Raw genomic sequence first — 16,600 nt, forward strand, 5'->3', positions numbered from 1 at the left:
TCACTATGCGGTCAGCACCACACAACGCTCCGGCGGCAGCGAAAAAGCAAGCGAAGCGCCAACCGGCGGCGCTTCGGGCCAATCGAGCCGCACGCGGTGGGGGCCGAGGTCGACCGCCAGCCGCCAGCATCGGCCCTGGAAGGCGCTCGACAGAACCTTGCCCTGCAGACGGTTGTCCGGATAGGCGTCGGCCGGGCGTGCGTCTTCGGGACGGATGACGAGCATGCCGACGCCAGGGCGTGCGCCCGGCGTGCGCACGGTTTCGGCGTCGCTCTCGGCGATCTTGAAGCGTTCGTCACGGACCTGTCCGCGAACGATCGAAAAGCCGCCGATGAAGCTGGCCACGAAGGAATCGGCGGGTGCCTCGTAGATCGCACGTGGTGTGTCGAACTGGACGATCTCGCCTGCCCGCATGATGGCGATACGGTCGGAGACCGCCATCGCCTCTGCCTGGTCATGCGTCACATAGACGACGGTGATGGCCTCGCGGCGCACCAGTTCCATCATCTCGATGCGCATATCCTCGCGCAGCGCCGCGTCGAGATTGCTCAGCGGCTCGTCGAAAAGCATCAGCGCCGGACGCGCCGCAAGGCAACGCGCGATGGCGACACGCTGCTGCTGGCCGCCGGACAATTCGGTCGGATAACGATCCCTGTAGGGAGCAAGGCGGGTGACATCGAGCGCGTGGGCGAGCCGCTGGGCGATGTCGCCATCCGAAAGCCACTGTGAGCGCAGCCCGAAGGACAGATTGTTGGCGACCGTCATGTGCGGCCACAGCGCGTAGTCCTGGAAGACCATGCCGATCCGCCGCTTTTCAGCCGGTATCACCGAATTCTCGCTCCACACGACACGCCCGTCCAGCGTGATCGATCCTCTTTCGGGCTCGACCAGCCCGGCGATTATGCGCAGGAGCGTGGTCTTGCCGGAGCCGCTGGCGCCAAGAAGCGACACCACTTCGCCGGCATCGATCTTGAGATTGAGGTCGCTCAGGACCGGACGTCCACCGAGCGACTTGCAGATGCCGGCACAATGCAGGGAGGCGGTCATGACAAGGTTCCCGTTCTCGCGGCTTGACCGCTGCCCACGCCGGTATAGCCCACACTTCGACGCGGTTTGACGAACCGCCGAAGCGGGTACCAGACCAGCGCGGCACCGATGCCGGCGGCCGCCATGGCGACCAGCGCGATCGCCGATGCCAGCCCATCACGATCGTGGCTGAACAGTTTCAGGATGAGCGTCGGCGCCGGCGGCCCGCTCTGCGGAATGAGCATCTGCGAGATCGGCAGCTCGAAAACGGTGCGGATGAACGTCAGCAGAAAGGCCGTGACCACGCTCAGCAGCACCAGCGGCAAGGTGATCGCCAGCAATCGCCGGATTGTGCCCACGCCATGCAGGCGCGCCGCGTCCGTCAGGCTCGGCGCCAACTGGCCGATCGCCGAAAGGATCACCACCAGACAGTAGGGAAGTGCTGCCGCGACATAGCCCATGACCAGCAGCGAGCCATCGCCATAGTGGGGGAATGGCCAGTCGCGGAAACCCGGCAGGCGATTCCAGACCAGGATGTAACCGAAGCCGAGCACGATGCCCGGTATCGCCACCGACCCCAGCGACAGGCCGACGACGGCGCTGCGCAGAACCGGGCCCGCACGGTCGAGTTGCGCCGACAGGAGCAGGGCGAGTGAACTGGCGATAAGCGCCGTCAGCCCGGCGTAGCCGAGGCTGCGCAACAGGCCGTCATTGGCCGCGGTGTTCAGGCTGAGCGCCGCCACCAGATTGGCGCTGGTGAAGTTGCTCCAGACGAGCCCATGGCCCAGCGTTTGCGTCAGAGCGCGTGCCGCGATCGCGCCGAGCGGCAATGCCAGCGCGAGGAAAGCAATGGCAAGGGCCGCCGCCATGGCGAACCAGCGCCACGCGCCGAGATTGTAGAGCCGGGCAGGCCTGGCGCGGCCGGAGATCAGGCGCGGGTCGGCGCGGCGGCGCAGCAGCCTGTCCGCCACCACGACGAGCAGCACAAGGCTGAGCAGGATGAGCGCCTGGGCGCCGGCGGCGGGAAAGTCGACGGGATAGTCGCTGGCGGCGGCGTAGATGCCGTAGGTCAGCACGCCGAAATTCGACATTCTGGCGATGGTCGAGGCCAGGCCGAAATCGGACAGCACCTCGGCGAAGGTGGCGATGAAGCTCAAGACGATGGCCGGCGCCAGCAGGGGACCGTTGATACGCAGCCAGATCCTGAGCGGCGTGGCACCGGAGAGCCGTGCGGCATCCTCCAGTTCGCTGCCCAGGCCGGCGAGCGCGCTGCCGATGATGAAGGCGGCCAGCGGAAACAGACTGAGCGTGTGGACAAACACCAGGCCGGCCAGGCCAAAGAACGCCGAGCCCAGCGCGGCAGGCAGCAGCCCGAACTGAGCCAGGTAACCGCCGGAGGACATCAGCAGCACCCAGGCGAGCGCTTTCAGATAGGACGGCGTCAGGAAAACCAGCCACGGCACGATTGAAATCGCTGTCCGCCCCGGAATGTCGCAGCGCTGGACCAGGACCGCGAAGGCGCCACCCAGCGCCGTCGTTGTGCAGGCGACGAGCATGCCGAGTTCAAGCGAGTGCAGGACCGAGCCCGCGACATAGGGCGAGTTGAAGACACGGGCCAGCGGCTCGAAACTCAGGCCGCTGCTGGCATCTTGCGCGGCAAACAAGCCGGGCATGACCGCCTGAACCAGCACCAGGGCAAGCGGCAATCCGATCAGCAGGCCAAAGACGGCGTAGACGGCAAATGGCCCGCCATAGCGCGCGAGCGCCGACAGGCGGCCCAGCGGTGGTTTGCTGGCGCCGGCGCCGCGGGCAAAAGCCGCGGCGCCGGAATGCTGAACGATTGTCATTTCCCGAACAGCCGGGTCACTGGACGAAATTGGCCTTATACCACTGCTTCCACTCGGTCTCGTGAGCGGAGGCCACGGCATCGTCGAGATGCGTGTAGGTGATGTTGGTTTCACGGCCCGGCTTGGCGTTGATGCCCTTGATGATCGGGATGTAGAAGAAGTCGGTGTCGTCGCCATTCTGCATGGCGGCCTGGCCCTCTGCGCTGGTGACGAAGTCGATGAATTTCCGCGCCGCGTCCATGTGCTGGGTCTTGGCGCTGATGCCGAGGCCCTGCGGAAGCGACACCGAACCTTCGCTCGGATAGACCGCGACGACGGGTTCGCCGGCGGCGATCTTCGAGAAGATGGCGCTGTCCTGATTGATGCCGACCGAGGCATCGCCGGTGAGCACAGCCTTGTTCACCTTGCCGCCGCTCGACAGGCCCGACAGGGACTTGTTGGTCAGCGTCTTGGTCAGCAGGGCCTTGCCGGCGTCGAGGCCGTTGGTCTGGAAAAAGCCGGCCAGCCATTGATAGGCAGGGCCCGACAGATTGGGATCCTTGGCCGCGACCTTGCCTGCGAAGGACTGAAGATCGGCCCACGACTTGGGCAGCTTGTCGGCGGGCACTTTCTTGGTGTTGACCTCGATGGCCGTGGTGCTGGTGCCGGTCGGCAGGAAAGCGTGGCTCTGCGGGATCAGCGACTTGCCGAGATCGGTGAATGCCACCTTGTCGTAGGCGGCAGCGGGAATGGCCTGCAGCACGTGGTCGGCCGCCATGCGCTCCATGACGGCGGAGCCGTCGAGCCAGACGATATCGAACTGCGGGTTGCTGCCTTCGGCAGCGATCTTGCCCAGCGTCTCGCCGGTGCTGCCAGGCTCGACGACGTCGACCGTGAGACCGGTCTTGGCCTGGAAGGCCTTGGCCACCGGGCCAGCGAAATCGAGCGCGTCATAAAGCACGAGGTCTGATGCCGAAGCAGGTGCTGCGGCTGTCAGCGCGCTCAAGCCAATTGCGAAGCAGAAAATGGTACGGGCGTTCATCTTGTTCTCCAGTGGATTTCCCATGGGCATAGTAAGCCCCATTGTATCATGTATAAACAAATTGAATGTTTTGTGTCATGCGCAGGAGTTTCTACTTTTTATTGCCATCATTCTTGCGGACGCCACGCTTTATCCATGCCTTGTCGATCGCCCCACGAACCGTGCTCAGCCGCTCGAGGGCATCAAAGGCGGCTTCGCTGTTTCGTTTCGCCAGCCCGATGATCATCGCTTCGATGAGCACGATCGTGCCGCCATGCATGGCCAGGTGATCGGCCTTGCCGCGCGGTATTGGCAGCGTCTCGGCCACCTTGCCGGACACCAGTGGAGCCAGATTGTCGCTGATGAGCACGACCGGGACATCGACCTGCCTGGCTTGTTCGAGAATGATCTCGACCTCGCGGTAGAGCGGCGCATAGGCCATCATCAGCACGGCGTCGCCCTTGGCGAGCCACAGCAGGCGGTCGGCGAGCGCAATTCCCGATACCGACAGCGCGCTGGTCGGCAGGCCGATCCGGTTGAATTGCAAACTGGCATAGTCGGCCATGGCGCCCGATGGACCGATGCCGAAGACATGGCGGCGATTGGCCTGCGCCAGAATGTCGATGCTGCGCTCGAACGCGGCCGCCATCTCCGGACGCTTCAGCACGTCGAGCACGCTCTCGTGGATGTCGATCACATGTCGCAATGCGCCGGCGCTGTCGTCGCCGGTCTCCTGCAAGGTGCGCGCCAGGCGCTTGCCGGGGGATGGCGTGCCGGTCAGGTCCGACAGCAGCATCTGGCGAAGCGCCGAGAGGCTTTCGAAGCCAAGCGAGCGCGCCGTCCTAACGACGGTGGCGTCGCTTGTGCCGGCCAATTCGGCGATCTCGGCCGCCGATCCCAGCAGGACGGACTGCTTCTGGTCGACGAAGAACCGCGCCATGCGCTGCTCGGCGGGCGGTAGGTTTTCGAGCGCCGCCTGGACCCGGGCATCGACCGTCGCCTTCCGATCTTTCGAGGCATCATATGTCATGTCGGGCGGTCATTTTTCTGGCTGTAGCAATTGCAACGGGCGCCACCATCCGAAATGTCTATTACAAGGATGTGACAATGGCGGTCGGCCCAGGCGAACATGTCTGCCTGCCGAAAGACGAGCGGCCGCAAACCGCCGGAAGCGGCGGCCGTTGCCTCGTGAGGTGCGAAAATCGAGCTGTAGGGCGGAGGGCCTAGATCATGCCCGACATGTCGGAAAAGGCCATTGCCTTGCGCAGCAGTTCGGCGAAGCGCTCGCCAGCCGCCTCGCGCGGACCGCTGTTGTCGATCGTGGTGACGCCGGGACCGGACAAGGTCACATTGGCGCTGCGCGCCAGCCGGGCCAGCACTTCGCCGCGCGATTCCCGGCCGCGCATTGCCAGTCGCTCGGCCAGCACGTCAGGCGAAGCAGTGATCTCGACAATGGCCAGATTGGCGTAGCGCTCGCGCAAGGAGGGTATGATCGAACGCGACACGTTCGCCACCGCGACATGGCCATTGGCGACCGACCAGTCGACATCGGCGGGCAGGCCATAGCGCAACCCATGCGCCTCCCAGGAGATGGCGAAGGCGCCGTCAGCCTCGGCCTCGACAAAGGCGGCATCGGCCAGCGTGTCGTGATCCTCGCTCGCCGCATCGCTCGGCCTGGTGATGACGCGGCGCACGAATTCCAGCCGGCTCTCGTCGGCAAAAAGCGCGCGGGCGTAGCCGATCACCGTGTCCTTGCCGGCACCGCTTGGGCCTACGACCGCTACAAACACGCCATGGCGGATCGGGAACGTTTCGGCGGACAACTCACGCTCGATCAAGGCGGACACCATCATGCGACCCGGCGCCCCTGCCGCCATACGGTGCGCACGACCGGAACATGATCGTCGACGCGCACGCGCACCAGATCGGCGCGGCGGCCCTGTTCGATGATGCCGCGGTCGGTCAGACCGATCGCTTCGGCCGGGTTTTTCGAAACCATGGCGACCGCCTGCGGCAGCGAAATGCCTTCGACCATGTCGCCGAGGAAGAAGGCGGACTGAATCAGGCTGAAGGGGATGTAGTCGGATGACAGGATGTCGAGCAGGCCGTCGCTGGCCAACGCGCGCGCCGAGACATTGCCCGAATGCGAGCCGCCGCGCATGACGTTGGGCGCGCCCATCAGCACGCCGAGTCCGGCGTCCTTCGAAGCCCGCGCCGCTTCCTCGGTGGTTGGGAACTCGGCGACCCGGACGCCTTGCTCGATCGCCTCCTCGACATGGCCTGTCGTGGCATCGTCATGGCTGGCCAGGACAATGCCACGCTCATGGCAGGCGGCCGCGATGAAGACCCGGTTTGGGCCGGAATTGCGTGCCGATTCCCCCATCCGCTTCTCGCAGAACTTCTGAAAGTCCTGGTCGCTCAGCTTCAGCTTGCGCTGGTAATAATAGGCATAGGTCTCGAGATTGACGAACTGGCGCTGGCCCGGCGCATGGTCCATCAGCGACGCCAATTTCACCCGGTCGTCAGTCTCGAAATTGGCAAAGGCCCGCAGGCAGTCCGGCGCCGAAACTTCGCAGCGCAGATGGATAAAGTGGTCGGCGCGCAGCCGGTCTTCCCGCACGCTGTCCTCGATCGCATCGGCGAGCTTGCGGATGTCGTCCGAGGTCAGGTCGGCGTCTTCATCCATGCCGACCCGCAAGGCGTCGAGCACGGTGGTGATGCCGGCGGTCGCGACCTGCGCGTCATGGGCGAGCACGGCCGCGATAGGGTTCCAGCGCACCTTCGGCCGCGGCGCGTAATGGCCTTCGAGATGGTCGGTATGCAGTTCGACCAGTCCCGGAATTATATAGTCGCCGCCCATGTCGTCGCCGGTTCGGGCAGCACCTGGATCGATGCCGGTGATTAAGCCGTCACGCAGCACCAGCGAACCCTCGACGATCTCGTCGGCAAGCACGATGCGGGCGTTGGAAAGAACAGTCTCGGCGGTCATTTCGGGCAGTCCTCGGTTATCTCCGGCCGGAGCTATTCCGGCAGGCGGTCAGGCGGTTTTTCTGGTCGGGCGCCGTCCCAGCGCGTGCTGCGAAAGCACCAGGAATGGCGCGCCTGGTTCGGGTTCGACGAACAGCGTCAGTCCATCCACCAGCACCGGCTGCCGAAGCACATCCGCGAACAGGCTGTCGATTGCCGCGCGCAGACGAGGGCTTTCCTGTGGCCCTGCCCGCCCGGACAGCGTCATATGAAAGCGGAACGTCTCGAAGACATAGGGGTAACCCCACTGGCAGAGATTGCGGAACTCGGCCGGCTTCAGCGAATCCGGACTGCGCCGTTCGATCTCGGCTTCGGTCAGCGGCGCACGGAACCGGTCGAAATCGCGCACGACGTCGTCGGCGAAGCGGTTGAGCGGCGGCAGCGGACCGTCCGGCACCAGCGCGAAAAAGCTGTCGATCTGGCTGACGACGAGACGCGGGATCGTCACCACCGGCGTCGCCTCGGCGAATTGGTCGAGTGCCGCGCGCAGCGAACTCTCTGTCTCGTTCACCGCAAGACGGAACGGGGCTTTCAGCGTCGCGTGGAAGCCATAGCGGCGCGCCGAAGCGGTGTGGAAGGCAACTTCCGCGGCCGCAAGGTCGGCCACGGCCTCAACCGGCTTTGTCGCCGCGCCGAACGGGTCGCGGCCCAGCCAGTTAGCGGCGATCCGCGCCAGCGGTTCGTCCTGCCGGGGGGCGAAATAGATGGCATAACGCATGGCAAGTCCTCATCAGATCCGTTGCCATAGGTGATTTCCATGACGGATTGACGAAGCTTTGAAGGGTTTTCGAAGGCAAATCGCTCCTTCAGTTCCTTAGCCGACGATTTTTCCGAGCTGGACCAATAGCTTCACCGGTCCCGCCCCGATTCTCAGGCCTTCATCAACCATTCGTGCTCGGGGGCATTGTGGAATTTCCACGTCCGCTTTGGTCCGGCCATGACGTTGAGATAGTAGAGGTCGTAGCCGTGGCAGGCGGCGCAGGGGTGATAGCCCTTGGGCACCAGCACCACGTCGCCATCCTCGATCGCCATGGCCTCGTCCAGTGCGCGATGCCCATTCTTGTCGGCGTCGGTATAGACGCGCTGGAAGGCAAAGCCCTGCGGCGGGTTGAGGCGGTGATAGTAGGTTTCCTCGAGATAGGATTCGGCGGGCAGATTGTCCTGGTCATGCTTGTGCGGCGGGTAGCTCGACGTATGGCCGCCCGGCGTGATGACCTCGACCACCAGGAGTGAGTCCGCTGGCTTGCCTTCCGGCAGGATGTTGGTGACGTAGCGCGTATTGGTGCCCTTGCCGCGCACCTCCTGGCCGAGATCGTCCGGCCCGATCACCCGAACCGGCAACCGGCCGCCCAGGCCCGGCGCCGAGCAGACCGCCAGTTCCAGCTCGGTATCGGCCGTTACCGACCAGTCCGATCCCTCGGGAACATAGACCGACCACGGCTTGCCATCGAAGGGCGACATTCGCTCGCCGAGCACCCCAAGATCCTTGCCGCCGGCGGTGGCGGTGCCCTTGCCGGCCACGAACACCAGGCAGACCTCGCGATCGGCCGTTTGGCCCGAGGCACTTTCGCCCGGCTTCAGCCGATGCAGGTCGAAACCGACATACGTCCAGCCGGCGCTTTTCGGCGTCACGTGGGCAACGCGGCCATGGCCCTTGTCGGCCTTCACCAGCAGTTTCGACATTTTTGTCTCCTATTCCGTTGGCTTGAAGGATTCCCTGAAGCCAAGCCGCCTGTTTGAAAGGGTGCAGTGCTTCTAACTTCGTCATCCTAGGGCGCAGCAAGGAGCGTAGCGACGCAGCGCAGACCCTAGGATCCATGCCAAGACTTTGAAGCTGGTGTGACGGTGCAGAATTCCGCTCCGCTGTGCCCTTCGGCCGAGGTAACGGCATGGATCCCAGGGTCTCCGCGACGGAGCTTCGCTCCTGCTTCGCCCTAGGATGACGAAGTTGGAAGGGCGCCGGCCGAAGATTTGCGAAGGCCAAGCTAATCGCCAACGCATAGGATCAGTCACTCCTTCGCTTCGGGCTCGGCCGTTGCCTTGCTCTCGTCGGCCGGCTTGTAGAGGTAAAAAAACTGCCAGACGCCATAGCCGGCAAAGCCGAGCGCGATGACGCCCCAGAACGGCGTGCCGGTGGCGAACTCGATGACCGACCAGAGGACGCAGACCGCGACGACGGCGACGCGCCGCCAAAGTGGTCGGAAGAAGGGATGTTCGGAATCTTTCATCAGCCCAATCTATAGCAACCCGCCTCGCGGGGAACCCTCGCGTCAGGCATGCGGAAAACCTTGCGTTTCGACCGTGTAGCCGGCGGCCGTCATCGCCCGCATCAGTTCCTTGTGGCCGACCTGCGCCATCCTGAGCGGCGGGTTCTTTTTCGGATCCTGCTCGGCCTCCACCACGAACCAGCCCTCATAACCATGATCGGCGAAGCGCTGCACGATGGCGCCGAAATCCAGCGAGCCATCGCCCGGCACCGTGAAGGCGCCGAGCGCCACGGCGTCGAGGAAGGATTGCTTCGTACGGTCGAGCTTGTCGATCACGCCCATGCGCACATCCTTCACGTGGACATGGTTGATGCGCCTGTGGTGGTTGTCGATGGCGCGCAGCACATCGCCGCCGGCAAAGGCCAGATGGCCGGCATCGAGCAGCAGCGGAATGCCTTCGCCGGAATGGCGCATGAAGGCGTCGAGCTCCGGCTCGGTCTCGACCACCGCCGCCATATGATGGTGGTAGGACAGCGGCATGCCTTGTTCGGCACACCATTCGCCGAACTCGGTCAGGCGCCGGCCATACGCCTTCATCTCGTCGCTGGTGAGTTTCGGCTTGGTGGCAAGCGGCTTGGAACGGTCGCCCTGGATCGAGCGGCCGACCTCGCCATAGACGATACAGGGCGCATTGACCGCCTTGAACAGGTCGATCATCGGCTGGATGCGATCCTTGTTCTTGGCCATGTCCTCATCGACCAGCGTGCCCGAGAACCAGCCGCCGCACAGCGTCACGTCGGCCGCCTTCAGGATCGGCAGCATGACAGCGGGATCGTTGGGAAAACGCCGGCCCATCTCCATGCCGGTGAAGCCAGCCGAACGCGACTGGCGCAGGCACTCCTCCAGCGACACATCATCGCTGAGTTCGGCAAGATCGTCGTTCCACCATGCAATGGGGGACATGCCCAGTTTGGCTTTCAAGTCGTCACTCCAGTTTCAAAACAGCTCATTCTTTGGCCGTCAGTGCCGCCCCTCATCCGCCTGCCGGCACCTTCTCCCCGTATAGGGACGGGTAAGGGGCTGATCACGACGCTGGCGACCCTCTCCCCGTTCTTACGGGGAGAGGGTAAGGGTGAGGGGCGGCGCTGACATTAGTCACCGACACTCTGCATCTGCCGCTTCTCGTCATAGGCCTTGCGTGCCGCGTTCACTTGTGGCCGCGCGGAGACTTCCGGCACCGCCACGTCCCACCAGTGGCCGCCGGCATCGGTCGAGACCAGCGGGTCGGTGTCGATGACCAGCACGGTGGTGCGGTCGTTTGTCTTCGCCTTCCGCAGCGCGTTTTCCAGCTCGGCGATCGACGGCACCTTCTCGGCAATCGCCCCCATGCTCGCCGCATGCGCGGCAAAGTCGACATCGGGCAGGATCTCGTGGCGCGAGTCTTTCAGCAGATTGTTGAAGTTGGCGCCGCCGGTTGCCATCTGCAGCCGGTTGATGCAGCCGAAACCCCTGTTGTCGAGCAGCACGATGGTCAGCTTCAAACCGAGCATCACCGAGGTGGCGATCTCGGAATTGAGCATCAGGTAGGAGCCGTCGCCGATCATGACGACGACCTCTTCGTCCGGCTTCGCCATCTTGGCGCCAAGCCCGCCGGCTATCTCGTAGCCCATGGTCGAGAAGCCGTATTCGGCATGGTAGGAGCCGGGCGTGCCGGCCTGCCAGAGCTTGTGCAGTTCTCCCGGCAGGCCGCCGGCCGCATGCAGCAGGGTCACGCCGGAGCCCATGGCCCGCTGCACGGCGCCGATCACCTGCGCGTCGGAGGGGAAAGCGACGTTGGTCGACGCCGTCACCTTGGCCGCGTCGGACTGCCAGATCTTCTTGCCCTTGGCCGCATTCTCGGTCCAGACGGCGGGCGCCTTCCAGCCCTTCAGCGCGGCGCCGAGTTCGGCGAGACCCTCGGCCGCATCGGCGACCAGCGGCAGCGCGCGGTGCTTGCCGGCATCGAAAGGCTGCACGTTGAGCCCGATGATGGTCTTGCCGGAGTTCTTGAACAGCGCCCAAGAGCCGGTGGTGAAATCCTGCAGCCGCGTGCCGATGGCCAGCACCACATCGGCTTCCTCAGCCAGCCGGTTGGCGGCCGAAGTGCCGGTGACGCCGACCGCCGCCATGTTGAGCCGATGATCGTCCGGCAGCGAGGACTTGCCGCCCTGCGTCTCGCAGACAGGAATGCCGGCACCCCCGGCGAACCTGGCCAACTCATCCGATGCCTGCGAATAGATGACGCCGCCGCCGGCGATGATCAGCGGCTTCTTCGCGCCCTTGAGTGCCGCGACGGCGGCGGCAAGCTCGTGGCGGTCCGGGCGCGGCCGGCGCTGATGCCAGACCCGCTCGGCAAAGAAGCTCTCCGGATAGTCATAGGCCTCGGCCTGCACATCCTGACAGAGCGACAAAGTCACCGGCCCGCAATCGGCCGGATCGGTCAGCACCTGCATGGCGCGGCGGAGCGCCGGGATGATCTGCTCGGGCCGGGTGATGCGGTCGAAATAGCGCGAGACCGGACGGAAACAGTCGTTGACGGTCGCGGTGCCGTCGGAAAAATCTTCGGCCTGCTGCAGCACCGGATCGGGAATGCGGTTGGCGAAGACATCGCCAGGCAGGAACAGGACCGGCAAGCGGTTGACATGGGCGAGTGCCGCCGCGGTCACCATGTTGAGCGCGCCCGGACCGATCGAGCTTGTTGCGGCCATGAAGCGGCGGCGGAAATTGGCCTTGGCATAGGCGATCGCCGCATGCGCCATCGCCTGTTCGTTGTGGGCGCGGAATGTCGGCAAGTCGTCGCGCACCTGGTAGAGCGCCTCGCCGATGCCGGCGACATTGCCATGGCCGAAGATCGCCCAGACACCGCCGAAGATCGGCATTTTTTTTCCGTCGATCTCGGCCATCTGGCGGGACAGGAAGCGGGTCAACGCCTGCGCCATCGTCAGGCGGATTGTCTTGCTCATGGTCTTTTCCTCCGCAGTCCTTGTGCCGCGGCTGTTATGCTGCCTTGCGGCCACGCGCGGCAAGCCACGCTTCGGTCAGTTGCTCGAAGCGCGACGCCATGTCGGCGATTGCCTCGTCATCCGACATCCTGCCGGCCAGCCACTCTTCGGCGGCGTGGACGAAGATGGTGCGGCCGACGGCAAAACCCTTGACGATGGGCGCCTTGGCCGTGGCGGCGAAAGCGGCTTTCAGCTCGTCCTGCGGCGCCTCGAGCCCAAGCAGCACGATGCCCCGGCACCAGGGATCGTGTTTCAGGATGACAGCCTCGATCCTGGCCCAGGCGCCGGCCGAGGCCTGCGGCTCGAGCTTCCACCAGTCAGGCTTGATACCGAGCGCGTAAAGCTCCTCCAACGCGCGCGGGATGGTCGTGTCGTCGAGCTTGCCGTGCTTGCCGGCGATGATCTCGACGAGAAGTTCCCGGCCCACCTTGCGCGCGGCCTCGAACAGCGCGCGCAGCTTCTGCTGTTGTTCTTCCTTCAAGGCCGCTGGATCGTCGGGATGGTAGAAGCACAGGCACTTGACGCAGTGATCGACAGGCCATTCGGCAAGCTGCGAGCCGATGTCCTGCGAGAACTCGAAGCGCAGCGGTCGTGATCCCGGAAGTTCCACCGGGCGTCCAAGCCAGGCGAAGGGATGGCGGGCGAACTCGAACATCGCCTCGCGGCCATGTTTCTCGTCGATCAGCATGCCGTAGCCATCACGGCCGGCGGCGACCTTTGCCGCCGCCTTGACAGCCAGCACCTTGAAATCGCGGATGCGCGCAGGATCGGCGCCGGCCTTGGCCGCGACATCTTCGAGCTGCACGCGATGATCGCAGGCGAGCGCCATCAGCGAAGGGATGTCGCGTCGGCGCGTGGTCGCCCAATGGATGTGGTTGATCGCCTCGTCCTTGCGCAAGGCACGATGCTTGCTGCGATTCCTGAGGAAGAATTGCAACTCCTCGAAGGTCGGGTATTCCGGCGCGCAAAGCAGCCGCGACACGGCGAAGGCGCCGCAGGCATTGGCCCAGGTCGCCGCTGTTTCCAGGTTTTCGCCGCCGAGCCAGCCGCGCAGCAAGCCGGACATGAAGGCGTCGCCTGCGCCCAGCACATTGTAGATCTCGATCGGAAAACCCTTGCCGACGACGCCGTCCTCGAGATCGTCGCTGATCGGCCCGTCATAGACGATGCAGCCCATGGCGCCGCGCTTGAGCACGATGGTGGCCGACGATAGCGAGCGGATCGTCTTCAGCGCGCTCCGGCAGTCGTCGGCGCCAGAGGCGATCATGATCTCTTCCTCGGTGCCGACGATGAGGTCGCAATCGGGCAGCACCGTCTTCAGCTGGGCCGAGACCCGGTCCGACTTCACATAGCGCTCGAAGCCCTCGGCATGGCCGGCGAGCCCCCACAGGTTAGGGCGATAGTCGATGTCGAAGACAACCTTGCCGCCCTTGGCCTTCATGATGCGGATCGCCTTGCGCTGTGCGGCGTCGCTGTTGGGGCGCGAAAAATGCGTGCCGGTAACGACGATGGCGCGCGCGGAAGCGATGAAGGCTTCGTCGATGTCTTCCGGCGCCAGCGCCATGTCGGCGCAGTCGGTGCGGTAGAAGATCATCGGGGAAACGCCTTCGCTCTCGACCGATAGCAGCACCAGCGCGGTCAGCCGTTCCTTGTCGGTCTTCAGACCGTCGACGTTGACGCCTTCGCGCTTGAGCTGCTCACGGATGAAGCGGCCCATCTGCTCGTCGCCGACGCGCGTCAGCAGCGCCGAACGCAGGCCGAGCCTCGCCGTGCCGACCGAAATGTTGGCCGGGCAGCCGCCGACCGACTTGGCGAACGAAGTGATGTCTTCCAGCCGCGAGCCGATCTGCTGGCCATAGAGGTCGACGGAAGCACGACCGATGGTGATGACGTCGAGCGGCGCCTGTTTCGCGTCCACGGCTTCGCTCATTGGAACCTCCCGTCGGTCTGTTGTCATGAACAACATTGTTTGGGCAACACGCGCGAGCGGCAGCGTGGCGCCGGCAATATGAAATAATAATTCCAATCCATAGTCAATATGGAATGAGCATTCCCGTACTGAAAACTGCGCGACCATGATCCCGGACCGAAGGCGCGGGAAGCAACGGAAAGCGTCCGATTTCCGGCCTCGCCCAGGTCTTTTCAGGGATCAAATTCAGGTTCTTCGTTTGCGGCTTGCGTCGCGCCGCTTCTCGCCGACCCCGACCGTCAGAGCCATGGCCAGCGCCATCGTTGCCGACAGCGAGCGGAAGCCGGCGAAGTCCGCCTCGGCAACCTCGAACCAGACCCTGGCGAACTGGGCAAGCGGCGAAAACGAGCTGTCCGTGATGGCGACGATCGGCACGCCCTGTTCCGAAATGCTGCGTGCTTCCTCGATTGTGGCCGGTGCATAGGGCGAGAAGCTGATGGCGATGACGGCGTCCGCCGGCGTCGCAAAGCCGACTATCTCGGCATTCAGGCCGGCGGCCGATTCGATCAGCTGGTTGCGGATCTTCAGCTTGCCCAGCGCGTAGGCGATGTAGGTCGCCACCGGGTAGGAGCGCCGCTTGGCCAGCACATAGATGGTCTGCGCCTTCGCCAGCAGGGAAATCGCGTCTTCCAGATGCGCGTCGTCCAGCGTGCGCGAAATGTCGTTGAGCGAGGTGCTCGCGGCGGCGACGAAGCCGTCGAAGATCGCCCGGTGGCCGGCGCCGGCGTCAGCCTTGGCCCGCAGCGCCTGCAACCGCTCGTCATAGGAAGAATTGCGCTCGCGCAGCCGCTCGCGAAACACCTGCTGCAGGCTGGTGAAGCCGTCGAAGCCGAGCTGCTGGGCGAAACGGATCAGGGTCGAAGGCTGCACGCCGGCCGAGGCGGCGATGCTTGCAGCGGTGCCGAAGGCGATGTCGTCCGGATTGTCGAGCGCATAGGCGGCGATCTGGGCGATGCGCTTGGGCAGGTTCTCGCGCCGATCCAGGATAGTGGCGCGCAGCGTCTCGAAGTCGCGAGGTACCAGTTCGTCCATCGTCGGCCCGTTCAAGCTCATCCGTGAAGCGTCCTCTCTGCCTCATCATAGCGAGCTTGCGCAAGAACGCCATAAAAAATGAGGCAGACATTCCATTCCCCAAGAAAATGGATTAATTCATCCAATCGGCGCTTCAAGCAGTGGAGAAATCGCGGATGGTCGGCGTAGGTCTTATCGGCACGGGCTTCATGGGCAAATGCCATGCCATCGCGTGGAGCGCTGTCGGCGCCGTCTTCTCCGACGTGGCCAAGCCGCGGCTGGTCCACCTCGGCGAGGTCAATGAGGATCTCGCCAGGCGCAAGGCCGGCGAATTCGGCTTCGCCAGGGCGTCCGGCGACTGGCGCGCCGTCGTCAACGACCCGGAGGTCGATATCGTCTCGCTGACCACGCCCAACCAGTTCCATCCGGAGATGGCCATCGCCATCCTTGAAGCCGGCAAGCATCTGTGGTGCGAAAAGCCGATGGCGCCGAGCTTTGCCGAAGCCGAGGCGATGGCCGCCGCGGCCAAGAAATCAGGCAAGGTCGCGGCCCTTGGCTACAACTACATCCAGAGCCCGGCCATCCGCCACATCGGCGCGCTGCTCGACGAGAAAATCATCGGCGAGGTCAACCATCTGCGCATCGAGATGGATGAGGATTTCATGGCCGATCCCGAGGCGCTGTTCTTCTGGAAGCACGAGGCCGCTTCGGGCTATGGCGCGCTCGACGATTTCGCCGTGCATCCGCTGTCGCTGGTCTCTGTGCTGTTCGGACGCGTCACCAGCGTCATCTGCGACATGGCCAAGCCCTATGCCGACCGCAAGCTGGCGGCCGGCGGGCGCCGCGCGGTCGAAACCTACGACATCGCCAGCGTGCTGATGCATCTGGAAAACGGCATTGCCGGCACGCTCCAGGTCAACCGCTCGGCCTGGGGCCGCAAGGGCCGCATCGCCGTCCAGATTTTTGGCTCCAAGGGCTCGATACTCTTCGATCAGGAGCGGATGAACGAATTCCAGCTTTACCTCACATCGGACCGCCCGACCGAACAGGGTTATCGCACCATCCTGGTGGCGCCGCACCACAAGCCGTACGACGCCTTTGTGCCGGCGCCCGGTCATGGCCTCGGCTTCAACGATCTCAAGATCATCGAGTGCCGCGAATTGCTGACGCGGCTCGCCGGCAAGCCGGCGCGGCTCATCGAGTTCGCCGAAGGCCTGGAGATCGAGCGCACCGTGCACGCCATGGCGCGCTCGTTCGAGGAGAAGCGCTGGGTCGATGTGCGGTAGCGGCGGCTTGGCCGCCGATCGAGCGCTATCCAGCGGGGAACACATATGATGCCACGCCCGCTGCTAGCTTTAACGTCGGCGCCGTCCCTCATTGCCCTGCCGGGCCTTCGCCACGGATTTCGCCAGTTTCCCGCACCGCAGGGCAAGCGCCAAGGCCGAAACCGCTCCCTTCTCCCCGTCACTACA

Annotated in this window: 14 protein-coding genes; 1 reads left to right on the forward strand and 13 read right to left on the reverse strand. The window is 64.5% G+C overall.

Annotation, left to right across the window (positions count from 1 at the left end; genetic code table 11):
* Positions 1-3 precede the first annotated feature (3 nt).
* The 13 genes from FJW03_RS25735 to FJW03_RS25795 all read right to left on the reverse strand — a co-directional run bounded on the left by FJW03_RS25735 (position 4) and on the right by FJW03_RS25795 (position 15,149).
* Positions 4-1,047 carry an ABC transporter ATP-binding protein gene (locus FJW03_RS25735; protein WP_140766679.1) on the reverse strand — a complete coding sequence of 348 codons (1,044 nt, stop codon included), beginning with the start codon at positions 1,045-1,047 and terminating at the stop codon, positions 4-6.
* Positions 1,044-2,873 carry an ABC transporter permease gene (locus FJW03_RS25740; RefSeq protein WP_181173338.1) on the reverse strand — a complete coding sequence of 610 codons (1,830 nt, stop codon included), beginning with the start codon at positions 2,871-2,873 and terminating at the stop codon, positions 1,044-1,046. Before FJW03_RS25740 ends, FJW03_RS25735 begins: the two co-directional genes overlap by 4 nt.
* A gap of 16 nt (positions 2,874-2,889) precedes the next feature.
* A complete protein-coding gene (locus FJW03_RS25745) occupies positions 2,890-3,894 on the reverse strand; it encodes an ABC transporter substrate-binding protein (protein ID WP_181165732.1) in 1,005 nt (334 codons plus the stop codon).
* A 91-nt stretch (positions 3,895-3,985) separates the two neighbouring features.
* The gene (locus FJW03_RS25750; RefSeq protein ID WP_140766681.1) at positions 3,986-4,903 is read right to left on the reverse strand and encodes a MurR/RpiR family transcriptional regulator; all 918 of its coding nucleotides are present in this window, start codon (positions 4,901-4,903) and stop codon (positions 3,986-3,988) included.
* 193 nt (positions 4,904-5,096) lie between these two features.
* Positions 5,097-5,726 carry a phosphonate metabolism protein/1,5-bisphosphokinase (PRPP-forming) PhnN gene (gene phnN, locus FJW03_RS25755; RefSeq protein ID WP_181165731.1) on the reverse strand — a complete coding sequence of 210 codons (630 nt, stop codon included), beginning with the start codon at positions 5,724-5,726 and terminating at the stop codon, positions 5,097-5,099.
* On the reverse strand, positions 5,723-6,862 hold the full coding sequence (locus FJW03_RS25760) for an alpha-D-ribose 1-methylphosphonate 5-triphosphate diphosphatase (protein WP_140766682.1): 1,140 nt from the start codon (positions 6,860-6,862) through the stop codon (positions 5,723-5,725). Before FJW03_RS25760 ends, phnN begins: the two co-directional genes overlap by 4 nt.
* Positions 6,863-6,910: 48 nt before the next feature.
* Positions 6,911-7,618, reverse strand: coding sequence for a DUF1045 domain-containing protein (locus tag FJW03_RS25765; protein ID WP_140612632.1), 708 nt, complete (start codon positions 7,616-7,618; stop codon positions 6,911-6,913).
* A gap of 152 nt (positions 7,619-7,770) precedes the next feature.
* Positions 7,771-8,583, reverse strand: a complete 813-nt coding sequence (gene iolB / locus FJW03_RS25770; RefSeq protein ID WP_140612630.1) for a 5-deoxy-glucuronate isomerase — start codon at positions 8,581-8,583, stop codon at positions 7,771-7,773.
* Positions 8,584-8,909: 326 nt separating this feature from the next.
* Entirely contained in the window at positions 8,910-9,128 is a 219-nt protein-coding gene (locus FJW03_RS25775) for a DUF3329 domain-containing protein (protein WP_140606613.1), read from the reverse strand.
* Between the two features lie 42 nt (positions 9,129-9,170).
* The gene (iolE, locus tag FJW03_RS25780) at positions 9,171-10,088 is read right to left on the reverse strand and encodes a myo-inosose-2 dehydratase (protein ID WP_140766683.1); all 918 of its coding nucleotides are present in this window, start codon (positions 10,086-10,088) and stop codon (positions 9,171-9,173) included.
* A 170-nt stretch (positions 10,089-10,258) separates the two neighbouring features.
* Positions 10,259-12,109 (reverse strand): 3D-(3,5/4)-trihydroxycyclohexane-1,2-dione acylhydrolase (decyclizing), encoded by a 1,851-nt coding sequence (gene iolD, locus FJW03_RS25785; protein ID WP_140766684.1) that lies wholly within the window; start codon positions 12,107-12,109, stop codon positions 10,259-10,261.
* 34 nt (positions 12,110-12,143) lie between these two features.
* Positions 12,144-14,078: a bifunctional 5-dehydro-2-deoxygluconokinase/5-dehydro-2-deoxyphosphogluconate aldolase gene (locus tag FJW03_RS25790; protein ID WP_140766685.1), complete on the reverse strand. Its 1,935-nt coding sequence runs from the start codon at positions 14,076-14,078 to the stop codon at positions 12,144-12,146.
* 225 nt (positions 14,079-14,303) lie between these two features.
* Positions 14,304-15,149 (reverse strand): MurR/RpiR family transcriptional regulator, encoded by an 846-nt coding sequence (locus tag FJW03_RS25795; protein ID WP_181173339.1) that lies wholly within the window; start codon positions 15,147-15,149, stop codon positions 14,304-14,306.
* Positions 15,150-15,304: 155 nt separating this feature from the next.
* On the opposite strand from FJW03_RS25795, the gene FJW03_RS25800 reads away from it, so the two are divergent.
* The gene (locus FJW03_RS25800) at positions 15,305-16,414 is read left to right on the forward strand and encodes a Gfo/Idh/MocA family protein (protein ID WP_140766687.1); all 1,110 of its coding nucleotides are present in this window, start codon (positions 15,305-15,307) and stop codon (positions 16,412-16,414) included.
* The last annotated feature ends 186 nt before the right edge of the window (positions 16,415-16,600 follow it).

Source organism: Mesorhizobium sp. B4-1-4 (genome assembly GCF_006439395.2).
In the GTDB taxonomy this organism is placed as follows: Bacteria; Pseudomonadota; Alphaproteobacteria; order Rhizobiales; family Rhizobiaceae; genus Mesorhizobium.